Source organism: Natrinema sp. SYSU A 869 (assembly GCF_019879105.1).
Classification (GTDB): domain Archaea; phylum Halobacteriota; class Halobacteria; order Halobacteriales; family Natrialbaceae; genus Natrinema.
The window spans coordinates 89212-105248 of sequence record NZ_CP082247.1; the positions used below are offsets into that span (position 1 = coordinate 89212).

At 55.7% G+C, this 16037-nt stretch carries 5 protein-coding genes, 1 tRNA gene, 3 rRNA genes and 1 pseudogene; 8 read left to right on the plus strand and 2 right to left on the minus strand.

Going from position 1 to position 16037, the window contains the following annotated elements; translation table 11 throughout:
- The first annotated feature begins 98 nt into the window (after positions 1 to 98).
- A complete protein-coding gene (locus K6I40_RS00315) occupies positions 99 to 1748 on the plus strand; it encodes an MBL fold metallo-hydrolase (protein WP_222913015.1) in 1650 nt (549 codons plus the stop codon).
- Between the two features lie 907 nt (positions 1749 to 2655).
- Here the strand turns inward: K6I40_RS00315 and K6I40_RS00320 are convergent.
- Complete coding sequence (locus tag K6I40_RS00320; RefSeq protein ID WP_222913017.1) at positions 2656 to 3261, minus strand: TetR/AcrR family transcriptional regulator; 606 nt, start codon at positions 3259 to 3261, stop codon at positions 2656 to 2658.
- Positions 3262 to 4921: 1660 nt separating this feature from the next.
- Between K6I40_RS00320 and K6I40_RS00325 the strand changes: the two genes are divergently transcribed.
- Entirely contained in the window at positions 4922 to 6196 is a 1275-nt protein-coding gene (locus tag K6I40_RS00325; protein ID WP_222913019.1) for an RNA-guided endonuclease TnpB family protein, read from the plus strand.
- Positions 6197 to 6702: 506 nt separating this feature from the next.
- Here the strand turns inward: K6I40_RS00325 and K6I40_RS00335 are convergent.
- On the minus strand, positions 6703 to 8529 hold the full coding sequence (locus tag K6I40_RS00335; protein ID WP_222913024.1) for an MBL fold metallo-hydrolase: 1827 nt from the start codon (positions 8527 to 8529) through the stop codon (positions 6703 to 6705).
- A 214-nt stretch (positions 8530 to 8743) separates the two neighbouring features.
- Between K6I40_RS00335 and K6I40_RS27520 the strand changes: the two are divergent.
- The 6 genes and pseudogenes from K6I40_RS27520 to rrf all read left to right on the plus strand — a co-directional run.
- Positions 8744 to 9167 (plus strand): annotated as a pseudogene (locus K6I40_RS27520) (hypothetical protein); the annotation flags it as partial.
- 471 nt (positions 9168 to 9638) lie between these two features.
- Complete coding sequence (locus K6I40_RS00340; protein WP_222913026.1) at positions 9639 to 10469, plus strand: IS5 family transposase; 831 nt, start codon at positions 9639 to 9641, stop codon at positions 10467 to 10469.
- A 451-nt stretch (positions 10470 to 10920) separates the two neighbouring features.
- A 16S ribosomal RNA gene (locus K6I40_RS00345) occupies positions 10921 to 12393 on the plus strand.
- A gap of 142 nt (positions 12394 to 12535) precedes the next feature.
- Positions 12536 to 12607 (plus strand) — tRNA-Ala (locus K6I40_RS00350).
- A 219-nt stretch (positions 12608 to 12826) separates the two neighbouring features.
- Positions 12827 to 15746: ribosomal RNA gene (locus tag K6I40_RS00355) — 23S ribosomal RNA — on the plus strand.
- 127 nt (positions 15747 to 15873) lie between these two features.
- Positions 15874 to 15995: ribosomal RNA gene (gene rrf, locus K6I40_RS00360) — 5S ribosomal RNA — on the plus strand.
- The 16S, 23S and 5S rRNA genes sit together here with 1 tRNA gene alongside, the layout of an rRNA operon.
- The last annotated feature ends 42 nt before the right edge of the window (positions 15996 to 16037 follow it).

A 16037-nucleotide genomic window follows, 5' to 3' on the forward strand; every position in this document is an offset into this window, starting at 1 on the left:
CGCTGAGGAAGGGGTTTTGCAGCTGTCTCCCGCGACACATTTTCGGACAACCATATCATGAAATTCAAGCAATCTCGAACACAAGTAAGGTTGAGAGTATGCGCGTTTCCTATCAACATGCGAACGTTCACAGCGGCAACGAGTCGACACTCCTCCGATTTATGACCGATGACGGAACACGCGCATGCGTTCTCATCGACTCTGGAGACGATGTCGATCTAGATTCGCTACTCGCAGATGACGAGTATTTGAACGCGATACTTCTTACACACGCTCACATCGATCACTATCGGACACTTGCGAGAAGCGTTCGACACAACGCACCGATTTACACCTCGCCGGCGACAACAGCGATCCTCAAGCGCGTACTCCCGGAGGCACAGAAGGATAACGATCTCGGGGATATTTCCGCTGCCGTCGACGCACTCGAGCCAATCGAGGACTGGACGTCAATTCTCCACGACCTCGAGGTTCGGCCGGTCCCTGCAGGGCATACACCCGGTGCAGTTGGCTTCGTGATCCGGTTTCGGGATGAGAACGCAGCCGACGACCGCTTGACCGGTGAGCACCACCTTTTGGCAACTGGTGATTTCACGACTCGCCCCTGTGCAGGCTATTCAGGACTGGAGACCACTTACCCGTTCGAAATCGATGCTGTGCTTCTGAACGCCTCGACTGATGACTCCTATACGACTGCGCTCAATGCATCGTTGCAAACGGTTCTCGAACGAGCGTACGCCGGTTCGCAGGTCGTCGTCGCGACAAGTTCACTGACTGGAATTCACTATGCGACGCTAGTGGGCCACATCACCGCAGCACTCGATCGAGAACTCCCGGTCACGCTCGTCGGCCAGGCTGCCAAAGTGTACAATACACTCGAGTTGGACGTTCCCGGGATTGATACACAGGAAGTGTTCGAGCAGACTGCCAAGGTACTCGAACAGGGACGGGTGACGATCGCTGGACCTGATACGCCACGGAAAGGAAGCACGTCTCGACTCCTGGATGCAATTGCGGACGACCCCACTGGTGTCTTTGTCCAGCTCGCAACAGGCGATACTACATCGGTCTCGAACGTGCGCTGTACGACACGGGCCGTCGAACTTCGCAACCACCCACCTATCGAGACGATCGACGATGTCGTTCATGCCCTTGCGCCGACGCAAGTCGTCATCAAACACGCGACGGGCGACACGCTCAACCGGTTCCAACGCCGCTTCGATCACTGTTTCACCTGGGGGACGAACGACGAAGATATCCATCGGCTCTATGAGGACGGCGAGTGGCTGACTCCTGAATGGATTACGGAGACGACTGCAACAAAGATTCAGACACGCCAATGGGAGGAAGCGCAAAAGCGGCCGTTCGATGGTACTGTAACACTCTCGTCCACTGGGTGGGACTCAGTTGATCTGGACGCGGAGGGGATCGATCTCGAGACACTCGAGACCGTCTTTGCTCGAGCGTCAACGAATCCCTATGTCACATCGGCTCCCGACGACGAGACAGACGCCGATACTGAGACGAACGGCTCCCAACAATACGCCGGAGATGAGTTTGTTGAGGCGGAACTTCTCGAGCGGCTCAAGACTCTCAAAGCGAAACTCGATTGTCCCGAAGAAGAGACCGTTCAAGCACGTGTGTTTACCGATGGTGACGGTGAACAGTTTCTAAAACTCATGGAACAGGCCGATGTCGACGCAGGAGAGACTGTTGAGATCATGATCTCTGGGACTGAGCCCTCGTAGGTCGTTCAAGCTAGCCGAATAAACTGGATCTCGGTTACGTCTGGGTTCGGAGCTAGAGTCGAGAGATGGGCAATTTTGACTCTGCTGACAGCAATTATCGGTATCAACGTGGTGTTGATCTATGCAGTGCCGGACTCGCCAGAGGCAGTAGGGATGCTGGTTGTCTGTGCCGTCGATGCCCTGGTCGTGCTCTTCAGATCCCCGGGAGACGGTCGAATCCGCAGTCGTAATGCAGTCGACGGTACGAATCCCTACGGTGGAATCGTCTCAATTTGGGAGTGGGCGATCGGTCCTGGTGGGTGACGATTGGAACCCACTATGGTTTCGCGTCACAAGCCGCCGTATCCGGACTCAAGACACTCGAACATGGGTGTATTTCGGAGAGGATACAAATTCCACTCCAACGTGATATGTAGAGACAGAACTGATCGTTCTATCGTTGACCCGTGCTTCCGAGCCCTCGACCGGCTTGAGGCGGAGGGGAGACTCGGCAGCGGTGTTGGGCGTTGGTACCGGCGAGAATCTGGAGACGATCAGGGGTCAACAGCAGGGAGCAGCGGTAGTGCTCGACGACAGCCAGGTGACAACGACTTCGGTGGAGTCGCCGCTTCGGACCGGAAGCTCCCACATTGGTCGAGTGGTCATCGTCGAGTCGACCGAGGGCGGTAACGGACGGACGCGAAGCCGGTACTACGAGGTCACTGACGGACATCTCGGGGATCCAGTCGATAGCCTGTCCCACCAGGATATAGAGGTCTGCAACGACTTCCCGAAGTCGGTGTTCGGTACATGGCATGCTTGAGAGTCGGCCAAAGTCGCAAAGTGAAACGAACTCGCTCGACCCGTTACCGAGTCCCCAGCTATCTTTTAGAGTTCCGAATATTACGGAGTTGGCCGAGTGGCCAATTCAATCGAAGTTATACTTAATAGTGAGCGCTGGGATTATGTACTGGTCGATTGCCTCAAAAACGACCTGTCGGGTGTCTGTTCTCTCAAGAGTGAGGTCGGTATTCCGTGCTCCATCCACTGCGGTCACGAGAAACACGGCGGTCTCCTCGGGGCCCACTGGCCGAAAAGTGCCGTCTTCGATACCACCAGCAATGACAGCTGCGCACTCGTTGACTACTTGTTGGTAGTTTCGGGTGAGTCGATGCCGTATCTCGTCGTCAAACGGTGCTCGAGCACGGAGTGCAAAGATAGCAAGAAAGTAGTTATCACCGCCCGACGGCTCTCGATCTGGACCATACGCGTTCCATTTGAGGATGTGTTGTAGCTCTTGGACTGGGTTTCCAACATTTGGATCGCGGATCGATGCTGTCATCCTTTCAAGAAGGTGATCAAGTAGCGAGTAGACGAGGTCGTCTTTGTTTTCGAAGTGATAATGAAGTAATCCACGACTTTTATCAGCCTGACCGGCAACCGCTCGCATCGTCAGTCCCTCATACCCTTTCGAGGCAAGCGTCTGGCGGGTCGCCTCCATTAGGGCTTTGTATGTCTCGTCAGCGTCGTTCATATTCGCAATTACGTTCTATTCCGGGAATACTTCACGGATCAGCGAAACGCTTATGCTTACATATCATTTTTGGCCAATCGGCCAACAACCATGACCAATACCCTTGACTTCGCATCCGTTCAAGTAAGCGATCTCGACGCCGCTGAATCGTTTTATGGAAGTTACAAGGCTAAAACCCCGCCCTTCACAGTAGACGCCGAATCTAATTTGCACCGTTGCTGGTAGGGTCGCTATGGTCGAGATTGATAAGGCAAAACAGGTCTGTCGTGCCGCCTCAACCGTCGTTTATCCAGCACTCGACTTTAGCATCAAACCGTGTGGGAGCTACACGAGAGAGGAGCTTCTCGAAGCTCTCTCTCTCGTGTCGCCTTCGAACAAGAGTTCGCCAATACAGCTGGAAAAACGTGCCAACTCAACAACGGCGAGCCCGTCGACGTCACGTCGACGGCTCGCAATGGACTCGCAAAATCACTTCTCTACCATCTCCGGAACCTGGAGGCGGACGCCATCGACGACCAGTTCGATGGCGTCCGCGATGATCTCTTCGAGATTCTCAGGAAACAACGGCTAGTGCCGGACTGTGTCGATGTTGCGATAGACCTCCATCAGTGGCGGTTTTACGGTGATGCAGACACTGACCACGTTCTGATCACCTATCCCGATCAGGGAACAACTCGAACCTACTGTTTTGCGACGATCTGTATCGTTGCACCAGGAACGCGGTTTACACTCGATGTACTGGCATTGGAGGCGAACGGCTTTCGCGCCAAGCGCGAAGCCGTTCGCTTGCTGCTCGAAACGGCACACAAGTACGTCTCGATCAGACACGTCTCCTCGATAGAGGCTTCTATCAGGTTCACGTCATTGCGGAACTCGAACAGCTTGACATCAACTACATCGTCCGTGCACGCCCGAGTAAAGGGATGAAATACCGTCTCAGCGCCGGCGCTGAGACGGTCGTCGATGAGTATCTCATACAACGAAAGCGGAAACCAACTGCTTCAGTTCCAGCAACTGTGTTTGCCGTTCCACATCGATCAACCGAAGACGAGCACGTCTGGTTCGTGACGAATCTTGAGCTCAAGACAGAGTCGGCGAGAGCGTACGCGGCGGCGTTCCGCCGCCGCTAGGGAATTGAAACATCCTATCGGCAGATCGGTGATTTTCTCCCGAGAACGTCGGCGCCGACGTTCTCGGTGCGGCTGTTCTACTTCCTGTTCGCAGTTGCGATGTACAATCTGTGGATCCTCACAAATGTGCTCGTCTCAGCTGGTGCCATACCAGAGAGACCGCCGATCTCGACGCGTCTCTTCCAGGAATTCGTCGTTGTGACTGACTACGGATAGCGGTTGATTGATCTGACCGAGCTTATCGGTCAGCACGCCATAACTGAGTGGAAACGCTCAGAAACGCCGCCAGCAGCGGCGTTTCTTCGCTCCTTCCATCTCTGTATCGCCCAGAACATCGCTGCTTCACAATCCAAATCGCTTCATCAACTACGACTTCGCTCGGCCGTCGCGTCGAATCGGCAACTACTGTTCAGGGCGGGGATACAGCCGACAACTCTTCCACAATCCACCGTCGATAGCAAGGCCGGATATTCCACGTCAATCGACACTATTAAGAAAACAGCGTTCATAACCAGTTATGAAGCCAGAAAATGAGTCGAACCATCCGAACCTTCGAGGCCACGATACTGAACCAGCAACAGGTTCGTGACGACCTCAACCAACTCGGATGGGCCGCCTCAAAACTCTGGAACGTCGGTCGCTACTACGCACAAGAACAGTGGGACGAAACGGGCGAGATTCCCGATGACGGGGAACTCAAAGCCGAATTCAAAAGCCACGAACGCTACACGGACTTACATTCTCAATCCAGTCAGCGCGTTCTCGAAGAACTCGCTGAAGCGTTCAACGGCTGGTTCGGCAAGCGTCGGAACGGCGACGACCGTGCCCGACCGCCCGGCTACCGCAAAAACGGAGACTCCCACCCACGTTCAACCGTGTCGTTCAAAGCGGCTGGCTTCAAGCACGACGCACAGTTCACCCGCGTTCGCCTCTCAAAAGGACGCAACCTCAAAGAACACCGTTCAGACTTCATCTTGTGCGAGTATCAGACTCGCCCAGATGTTGACCTGACCGAGTGGGACATTCAACAGGTTCGCGCCGTCTACAAACGTGACGAGTGGCGACTTCAATTCGTCTGTCGAACCACCATCGACCCGGAACCACCGGGAGACGAGGTGGCTGGTGTTGACCTCGGTATTTGCAACTTCGCCGCCGTCTCATTCGGCGGTGAGTCGGTGTTGTATCCGGGTGGCGCACTCAAAGAGGACGAATACTATTTCACCAAGAAGAAAGCCAAGTGCGACGATTCCTCGTCCCGTGAGGCGACTCGTCTCGACCGGACGCGAACGGGTCGTCGAACACACTTCATGCACGCACTCTCGAAATCTATTGTCGAAGAGTGCGTTGAACGAAGTGTTGGTACGCTTGTCGTTGGTGACCTCGGTGGCATCCGAGAAGACGACGAGAACGGCGAGCCTCGGAATTGGGGCGACCACGGCAATCTCGACTTGCACGGGTGGGCATTCGACAGCTTCACGACGCTTCTCGACTACAAGGCAGAATCCGAGGGCATCGACGTAGAGTTGGTGTCGGAACGCGATACGTCTAAGTCGTGTTCGGCGTGCGGCCACATAGACGATAACCAGCGCGTTGAACGCGGGTTGTACGTGTGTGAGGAGTGCGATACGGTTGCGAATGCGGACGTGAATGGTGCGGAGAACATTCGGCAGAAGGTACTCCCGAGTCTCGTCACGGATGGCGGTGATAGGGATAACGGCTGGTTGGCACAGCCAGCGGTTCACCTGTTCGACCGTAGTGAGGGCTGTTTCGCCCCACGAGAGCAGGTTGCTAACCGCGAACCGTAATATCCCAACGCGGTCGGGAATCCTCGCCCTTCAGGGCGGGGAGGATGTCAAACAGATGTTCTCGGTAAACGAGGACGACAGTCCACCCGTCGCTCGAGTCTTCGAGACCGAATCTGGCGCAATATTCGCAATTCGCGAACCGTTCAATTCTCTCCCCGACAACCCTGGAGTAGGGTGTTCGCTTTGATTCGATGTTTCAGATCTCGATTCCGTTTACAATCGTGTTGTGGAATCTGATGCCAAGATCGTTTCTGGTCCTGAGCCAGGCAACTTCGGCCGGCAGTTTACCGTCCGTGATCCTGACGGATACATGCTAACGTTCCATCAGATGGACTGATTACACTCTCTAGTCTAGTGATTGGGGGCAGTCTCTCAACAGCATATTTATCAAGTTCATTCGGGGGAGGAGTGCTGTAAGCGTTATCTCAAAGGACTGCCGTATATGCAAGTCAATTACTCATATGCAAACAGTCTCATTCACCGATCAAAACGTATTGGAGACCACCTTATTCGTCCTCAAGCAGCCCAGCCTTCTCGATCTCGTCTCGGACGATCGCCCGGATCTCGGCTTCGCTCCGACCAGTATCGTTCCGTGCAGCGGCGACCTCCTCGTTCAGCGCGGACATGAGTTCAAAGACATCCTCAAGCTGATCGTAGGCGTTCTTGTGCTCGCTCTCGAACATCTTCGCGGACAGCGCCGCCGTATCGGGATCGGCCTCGCGTTCAACGGCAATCGGCGTCAACCGCCGGCTTCGGGTGACCGTCTCGACGCTGTCGACGTTCTTCGCGAGGTGGTTCCCGAGGTGCTCCTGGGCATAGTCTGGCCCGTGGATCAACGCGATCGTCTCCGGATCGACTGTCCGTGCGAAATCGAGTAGCCCTTGCTGGGAAGCGTGTCCGCTCAACCCGCCGACTATCGATACCCACCCGGTCGGGATTGTCGCTCGAGTCACGGGTTCGTTCGAATCCTCAGCAGTGATCCAGGTCACGTTATCGGCAGCCGGCCAGTCGGTCCTAAAGGGTTCGGCGTTGGTGGTGAACTGTACCTCCTCTGTCTCAGCGTCGACTTGGTTCTGGATCGTCCGACCGGTCGTCTGCAGAGCCTGATATCCCGTGAGCAGAACGGTCGCAGCGTGGAACCGAGATGCGAGTTCAACGAGATATCGCGGGGAGTTTCCACCGGTCAGCATCCCCGAGGGAGCGATGATGATCGGCACCTTCCCGCCCGAGGATGGGTCGGCGTCCTCGAGAATCGCTCGCCGGTCGGCGTCGGTCTGGGGGAACTCGACCTGCGGTGGAGAAAACGGCGTGTCATCACCACTCTCTTTCGCACGATTCGTGATCGCCTCGTCCATATAGTCCGTATCGGTGACGTACTCGTGGTAGAGGTCCGTCGCCTCCTCTGCCATCCCGTCGACGACAAGTCGAACCCGGTCACTAAGATCGCCGGGCAGCGTATGAAGTCGATCGGAAAAGAGCAATTGGAGCGTCTGTGCCCGCCCGACAGCGAAGGTCGGGATCAAGACGGGCTCGCGGTTGTTCAACGCCCGTTCGACGGCGTTGTAGATCGTCGTCTGGGCGTCGCTGAATGCCGTATGGCTGTGTGTATCTCCGTAAGTGGACTCGAGGAACAAGACATCAGCCTGCGGTGGGGGCGTGATATCTGGAAGATGGCTCGCGCGGCCACCGAGATCGCCGGAGAAAACGACACGATAGCCCTCGGTCTGGAGCATGAGCCACGCCGAACCGAGCAGGTGGGCAGCGTTTCCGTACTGATACATCAGCGGATCTCGGTCGACCTCGTCGGCAACGGCCTCGACACGACCGCCGCCGTAGTCAACGGGTTCGAAGCGATCAAACACTGCCTGTACATCTTGTTTAGTGAACTGCTGTGCCCCACCGCCGCGATTCGTCTCCCGGCGATGGATCTTCAACGAGTCCTCAAGCAGTGTCTTCGCGAGGTCGATCGTCGGTCGCGTCGCGATGATCGATGCATCATCGTTCAGGTACCCCTGTGCCTCGAGTACGGGCAACCCGCCGCAGTGATCGATATGAGCGTGGGTCAGAAAGACAGCGTCGACTGATTCTGGGCCGAGACCGCGGAAGTCGGGATAATCCCCCTCATCACCTTGATTGAGTCCACAATCGACGAGATAGGTACCATACTCTGTGTCGATTTGGTAGCAACTCCGTCCGACTTCGCGATCACCACCTCGTGGCGTGATGACAATCGGTCGATCTGCAGAGGGATGTACCTTAGCATGCTCGAGTGGATCAAATTCTTGGCCGGCACCGGCGGGTATCCACGGTGTTTCAGGGTTTATTCCAGACATATCCGAATAGAGAGACGGGGGCCACATGGGCTTTTGGTGCGCCAAATGAAAGCTACTCGTCAGCGTCGGCCTCGGTCTCGATGTCCAGTTGTCGCTTGAGTTCCTCGGCGTAGCTGGCAACATGACTTATAATAGTCGCTGAAAGTCAATACACACCTGATCGCATGACGGCTGTGCGATCAGCTGTAAATCGCTTCAGTAGCTACTATAGTTCTCCCGTGCCGTTGAGGCCTATCACGATCTCGTCCGCCAGCACTCCCACATCGACTTTTCCGAGTTGTTGACTGGCAAGGCCCTCGAGGAGCTTTATTACGGGAAGTCGAGGAGAAAGCCTCGCCCTTAGGGGCATAGCGAGAGCAAAGCTCTCGCTGCAACCGAAAAACTCCGCTTTTCGAGGACGGGTGTGAATATTTGACTAGCCACGAACAGTCGCCGAGGTAATCGAACAGAGCGACAACTACCGCACCACCGTCAACCGAATCCTCAAGCGTCTCTGAGACCATGGGATCGTTGGCACAGATGACGGACGATACCACTTCAATGGGGACTTCGAGCAACTTCACGAGTTCGCGTCCGAACTTGTACACCATCTCCACCGACAGCGCCTCGAATCGGCTGCACCGAACGGGACGATTCTCTCGCGGCGGTATACGTCCGGGCTGCTTGTCGCGGGTGACCTCGACGATGTCGGCGTCGATGAGTCGATTGACGTCGGTGTACGCCGTCCCCTGCGCGAGATCAAGTGCGTCTACTATCACCTGAACAGTTGCATTATCCCCACGCGAGAGTACGCGTATAGCTGGGTCAGCTGTGGTTCCTCGAGGAGCGCCTCATCCGTCAGGCGCGGAAAACAACTTCGACGCAGATCCCTTTGACCTGCTGGACGCGGCCACTAGTGTCCTTCTGCCAGAGTTCTTCTTCACTCTGAAAATAATAGTGAGTAAGATCTGTATTCTGTGTTGAACAGCACCATGATCCTCACCGAGCAGAGCTACCCATAGCAAGTGACGCTTGGAGAGGTTGGGTTGGAACGGCTGTGTTGAATCGCTAGATGGCGGCGGGATAGGTCGCTAAATCAAAGGTGATGAAGCGGGAGGCTGCGAGTGTCTATGACGCAAATCTCCCGCTTCATTGGGGAAGTTGTTCCGGTCGCTCAAAGCGTTACTGGTGATGGAGACGAATCCGCCGCCCCGGAAGGAGGCGGCGGATTCGCCGACTATGCACTTGTTTCCCTCCATTGTCTGCGGATTTACCTCGATACGTCCTACCGGATGACGATTGACTTGCTCAAGGAAATGCCACAAATAACCGGGGAGATCGGCCTCAGAGCGGCCGATCTCCCCTCGCCATCCACGTTATGTAAGGTATTCGACCGGATCAGTATGCGCGTCTGTCGAGTGTTGCTGCGCCAGTCGGCGCAGCTACACGATCCATCTGAACACGCTGCTATCGACGCGACATTCTACGAACGAGATCGAGCGAGCCGTCACTACTGCCAACGAACGAATTACCGCGTTCAAACGCTCAAAGTCACAAAACTCGTCGATACAGCAACGCAAGCCGTTCTTGATCTCCACTGTTCGACGACGTTAGAAGGAAGCGACGCAGACCTCGCCGAGCAGATCGCCCGCCGGAACGCGGGCGATCTGCGGTCACTTGCTGCTGACAAAGGCTATGACAAGCAACAACTCCGAGAACGACTGCGTGAACTCGACATTCGCCCACTGATCAAACACCGGATCTTCGCTCCGTACGATCACGCACATAACGCCCGTATTGACGAAGATCGGTACGCTCAGCGGTCAATGACCGAAACTGTCAACTCAGCCGTTAAGCGCTCGCTCGGCTACGCCGTGCGAGCGCGTACCTGGTATCGAGAGTTCCGTGAAATCGCCTTAATGTGTGTCGTCTATAACATCAAGCAGGCCGTCAAACAGTGAAATCCACCGCCTTACAGCGATTCAACACAGCCGTTGGAACCCACATTCCTTGCTGAAGGTAGTGTCGTTCACGGGGCGAAGGATATTACCTTGTAGCGCGTATGGTATTACCTACCTTCGTAGTTATAGTTCGTAGGCCTTAAGTAGTGATCGGCGATTCTGTATATATACGAAGAAGGAGGCGGCGTGTGTGATTCACTCCGCCACTTCGGATGGTTCGAATCCAAAGGGGTTATGTACCCCGGAGGGAGTACGAATACATCCGAAGGAGATGAGGATCCTACCCCTGCGGTCCGCCGTACAGATGGGATCTGATGTTAGCCTTGGTAGTTCGGTGACGCCCGTTTGGTCATCCGACCAGTGTCATCGAACGTGGACCATTTATGTGTGAGTGTGTTTGCAACATTCACCGCCAACAGACCCTCCCCACTATGGGGAGTACATATATAGCATTCCGGTTGATCCTGCCGGAGGTCATTGCTATTGGAGTCCGATTTAGCCATGCTAGTTGCACGAGTTCAGACTCGTAGCAGATAGCTCAGTAACACGTGGCCAAACTACCCTATGGATCCGAATAACCTCGGGAAACTGAGGCTAATTCGGAATAGAGTTCACCACCTGGAGTGGTGTGAACTTGAAACGCTACGGCGCCATAGGATGTGGCTGCGGCCGATTAGGTAGACGGTGGGGTAACGGCCCACCGTGCCCATAATCGGTACGGGTTGTGAGAGCAAGAGCCCGGAGACGGTATCTGAGACAAGATACCGGGCCCTACGGGGCGCAGCAGGCGCGAAACCTTTACACTGCACGCGAGTGCGATAAGGGGACTCCGAGTGCGAGGGCATATAGTCCTCGCTTTTCACTACCGTAAGGTGGTAGTAGAATAAGTGCTGGGCAAGACCGGTGCCAGCCGCCGCGGTAATACCGGCAGCACGAGTGATGACCGCTATTATTGGGCCTAAAGCGTCCGTAGCTGGCCACGCAAGTCTATCGGGAAATCTGCGCGCTTAACGCGCAGGCGTCCGGTGGAAACTGCGTGGCTTGGGACCGGAAGACCAGAGGGGTACGTCCGGGGTAGGAGTGAAATCCTGTAATCCTGGACGGACCACCGGTGGCGAAAGCGCCTCTGGAAGACGGATCCGACGGTGAGGGACGAAAGCTCGGGTCACGAACCGGATTAGATACCCGGGTAGTCCGAGCTGTAAACGATGTCTGCTAGATGTGGCACAGGCTACGAGCCTGTGCTGTGTCGTAGGGAAGCCGTGAAGCAGACCGCCTGGGAAGTACGTCCGCAAGGATGAAACTTAAAGGAATTGGCGGGGGAGCACTACAACCGGAGGAGCCTGCGGTTTAATTGGACTCAACGCCGGACATCTCACCAGCATCGACAATGTGCAGTGAAGGTCAGATTGATGATCTTACTGGAGCCATTGAGAGGAGGTGCATGGCCGCCGTCAGCTCGTACCGTGAGGCGTCCTGTTAAGTCAGGCAACGAGCGAGACCCGCACCCTTAATTGCCAGCAGCACCCTTGTGGTGGCTGGGTACATTAAGAGGACTGCCAGTGCCAAACTGGAGGAAGGAACGGGCAACGGTAGGTCAGTATGCCCGAATGTGCTGGGCGACACGCGGGCTACAATGGCCGAGACAGTGGGATGCAACCCCGAAAGGGGACGCTAATCTCCGAAACTCGGTCGTAGTTCGGATTGAGGGCTGAAACTCGCCCTCATGAAGCTGGATTCGGTAGTAATCGCGCCTCAGAAGGGCGCGGTGAATACGTCCCTGCTCCTTGCACACACCGCCCGTCAAAGCACCCGAGTGGGGTCCGGATGAGGCCAGCGCAACGCTGGTCGAATCTGGGCTCCGCAAGGGGGCTTAAGTCGTAACAAGGTAGCCGTAGGGGAATCTGCGGCTGGATCACCTCCACAGATCGGGATCGGGGCGTCGCCCCGACCCACCTTAGCGGATTGCGGTTCCACGTTCGATCGACCACCGTATGGCCGATCGGGCACCTTTGAACTACCGAGGCTAACATGATACGCTCTGTCCGCCCTTCGTGGGCGGACGTGGGCCCATAGCTCAGTGGTAGAGTGCCTCCTTTGCAAGGAGGATGCCCAGGGTTCGAATCCCTGTGGGTCCATGGCTCGTACTGGTCATCGAATCGTGCCCCTTAAGTGGGAGACGGCTCGATGATTGAGTACGATAGAACCGATGCACCATCCCGTGTAAACGCGGGTGGGAAGGGTTAATGCATGCCGCGTCTACGGCGTGCAGATGAGACCGTGTGTACGTGTAGTCCAGGCGTCCACTGGACCCGTTCCCGGGTCACTACGTGGTTGCTTTGCAACCGCCGATCCGATGAACGTGGCTACTGTGCCAGCTGGTGGATCGCTCGGCTTGAGAGCTGATGAAGGACGTGCCAAGCTGCGATAAGCCTGAGGGAGCCGCACGGAGGCGAAGAACTCAGGATTTCCGAATGGGAATCCCCACCGCAATTGCTTCGCGCAATGGGGAACGTCGAGAATTGAAACATCTTAGTATCGACAGGAAAAGAAAGCAAACGCGATGTCGTTAGTAATGGCGAATAAACGCGACACAGTCCAAACCGAAGCCTTCACGGGCAATGTGGTGTTCGGGCTGACGATCACTCTCCGAAAGTCGACACGAAGTCTCTTGGAATAGAGCACGAAACAGGGTGACAGTCCCGTATTGTCGATAAGTAAGAGACGAGTCAGTTCCAGAGTATCGGGGGTTGGATATCCCTCGTGAATATCGCGGGCATCGACCGCGAAGACTAAACACTCCTCAAGACCGATAGCGAACAAGTAGCGTGAGCGAACGCTGAAAAGCACCCCACGAAGGGAGGTGCAATAGGGCGTGAAATCAGTTGGCGATGGAGCGACAGGGCATACAAGGTCCCGGACAAACGATCGCAGTGCGAACTGCTAGTAGGAAGTTTGGGAAGCCGGTGTTCTGTCGTACGTTTTGAAAAACGAACCAGGGAGTGTGCCTGTTTGACGAGTCTAACTCGCTTATCGAGGAAGGCGTAGGGAAACCGATATGGCCGCAGTGCTTTGCACCAGGGCCACCGTGTTCAAGCGCGGGGAGTCAAACGGGCACGACCCGAAACCGGACGATCTAGGCGTGAGCAAGATGAAGCGTGCCGAAAGGCACGTGGAAGTCTGTTAGAGTTGGTGTCCTACAATACCCTCTCGTGACTTACGTCTAGGGGTGAAAGGCCCATCGAGTCCGGAAACAGCTGGTTCCAACCGAAACATGTCGAAGCATGACCTCTGCCGAGATAGTTTGTGGGGTAGAGCGACGGATTGGGGGATCGCACTCCGAGAGGAGTGCGCCCCCCTGTCCAACTCCGAACCTACAAACGTCGTTTGACGCAGGGAGTCCGGTGCACGGGGTAAGCCTGTGTACCGTGAGGGAGACAACCCAGAGCTGGGTTAAGGTCCCCAAGTGTAGACTAAGTGCGATCGAAGGTGGTCTCAAGCCCTAGACAGCCGGGAGGTGAGCTTAGAAGCAGCTACCCTCCAAGAAAAGCGTAACAGCTTACCGGCCGAGGTTTGAGGCGCCCAAAATGATCGGGGCTCAAGTCTACCACCGAGACCTAGCAGTGCGGATCAAACCGCAATCTTGTAGGTTGGCGTTCTGTTCGGGTGGAAGCACGGGTGAGAACTCGTGTGGACCGTTCAGTAACGAAAATCCTGGTCATAGTAGCAGCGTTAGTCGGGTTAGAACCCCGACGGCCGAACGAGTAAGGGTTCCTCAGCAATGCTTATCAGCTGAGGGTTAGCCGGTCCTAAGTCTGCCCGTAAGTCGAAGCAGACAACAGGGAAATAGGTTAATATTCCTATGCCAGTGTGCACTCAAAGCCGACGCTTTGGGGCCGCCTGAGCTGGGCCTTCGCCCAGTCTAATTGTCGAAATTCGTGGAAGCCGTAATGGCACGAAGCGAACGAATGGCAAGATAGCGCAAGTCAGGCCAACCTAGAGCCCGTGAAAAGGCGAGCACACTGTTCGTACCGAGATCCGACACAGGTACTCATGGCAGCGAAAGCCAAGGTCTGTCGGGATCAACCGACGTTAGGGAATTCGGCAAGTTAGTCCCGTACGTTCGCAATAAGGGATGCCTGCCTCGCGAAGAGGCAGGTCGCAGTGACTCGGGCGCTCCGACTGTCTAGTAACAACATAGGTGACCGCAAATCCGCAAGGACTCGTACGGTCACTGAATCCTGCCCAGTGCAGGTATCTGAACACCCCGTACAAGGGGACGAAGGACCTGTTAACGGCGGGGGTAACTATGACCCTCTTAAGGTAGCGTAGTACCTTGCCGCTTCAGTAGCGGCTTGCATGAATGGATCAACGAGAGCGCCACTGTCCCAACGTTGGGCCCGGTGAACTGTACGTTCCAGTGCGGAGTCTGGAGACCCCCAAGGGGAAGCGAAGACCCTATAGAGCTTTACTGCAGGCTGTCACTGAGACGTGGTCGCCATTGTGCAGCATAGGTAGGAGCCGTTACACAGGTACCCGCGCTAGCGGGCCACCGAGGCAGCATTGAAATACTACCCGATGGTGACTGCGACTCTCACTCCTGGCGGAGGACACTGGTAGCCGGGCAGTTTGACTGGGGCGGTACGCGCCTGAAAAGATATCGGGCGCGCCCCAAGATTTCCTCACCCGAGTCGGAGACTCGGGGAAGAGCGCAAGAGCAAAAGGAAGTCTGACAGTGTCGAACACAACGATCGACGCTGACGCGAAAGCGTGGTCTAGCGAACCAATTAGGCTGCTTGATGCGGCCAATTGCTGACAGAAAAGCTACCTTAGGGATAACAGAGTCGTCACCCGCAAGAGCACATATCGACCGGGTGGCTTGCTACCTCGATGTCGGTTCCCTCCATCCTGCCCGTGCAGAAGCGGGCAAGGGTGAGGTTGTTCGCCTATTAAAGGAGGTCGTGAGCTGGGTTTAGACCGTCGTGAGACAGGTCGGCTGCTATCTATTGGGGGTGTTACGGTATCTGACGGGAACGTTCGTATAGTACGAGAGGAACTACGAATGGGTGCCACTCGTGTACCAGCTGTCCGGAAGGGCACGTGCTGGGCAGCGACGCACCACGGGGTAAGAGCTGAACGCATCTAAGCTCGAAACCCACCTGGAAAAGAGATACCATTGAGATCACTCGTAGAAGACGAGTTCGATAGACTCGGGGTGTACGCACCAAGGCAACGAGGTGTTGAGCCCGCGAGCACTAATCGATCAAGCCACACATTCATACATTACATCGCATTGGATCCGTGACGCGAGAACGGGTCCGGACGTAAACTGGACTACACGTACACACGGTTAGACACGCCACCGATATTGGCATGACAACGGTTCGATCCCGTTGATCGGCATTAGGGCGGCCACAGCGGCGAGGTACCTCCCGTACCCATCCCGAACACGGAAGATAAGCTCGCCAGCGTTACGGTGAGTACTGGAGTGCGCGAGCCTCTGGGAAATTCGTTTCGCCGCCACCATTCATACTCACATTCACACAGCGACCGCTAATAATACTCCTT

What these genes read in the sequence shown, in the direction of transcription:
- K6I40_RS00315 (WP_222913015.1), top strand. Translation starts at nt 99, where the DNA reads ATGCGCGTTTCCTATCAACATGCGAACGTTCACAGCGGCAACGAGTCG.
- K6I40_RS00320 (WP_222913017.1), bottom strand. Translation starts at nt 3,261, where the DNA reads ATGAACGACGCTGACGAGACATACAAAGCCCTAATGGAGGCGACCCGC.
- K6I40_RS00325 (WP_222913019.1), top strand. Translation starts at nt 4,922, where the DNA reads ATGAGTCGAACCATCCGAACCTTCGAGGCCACGATACTGAACCAGCAA.
- K6I40_RS00335 (WP_222913024.1), bottom strand. Translation starts at nt 8,529, where the DNA reads ATGTCTGGAATAAACCCTGAAACACCGTGGATACCCGCCGGTGCCGGC.
- K6I40_RS00340 (WP_222913026.1), top strand. Translation starts at nt 9,639, where the DNA reads ATGACGCAAATCTCCCGCTTCATTGGGGAAGTTGTTCCGGTCGCTCAA.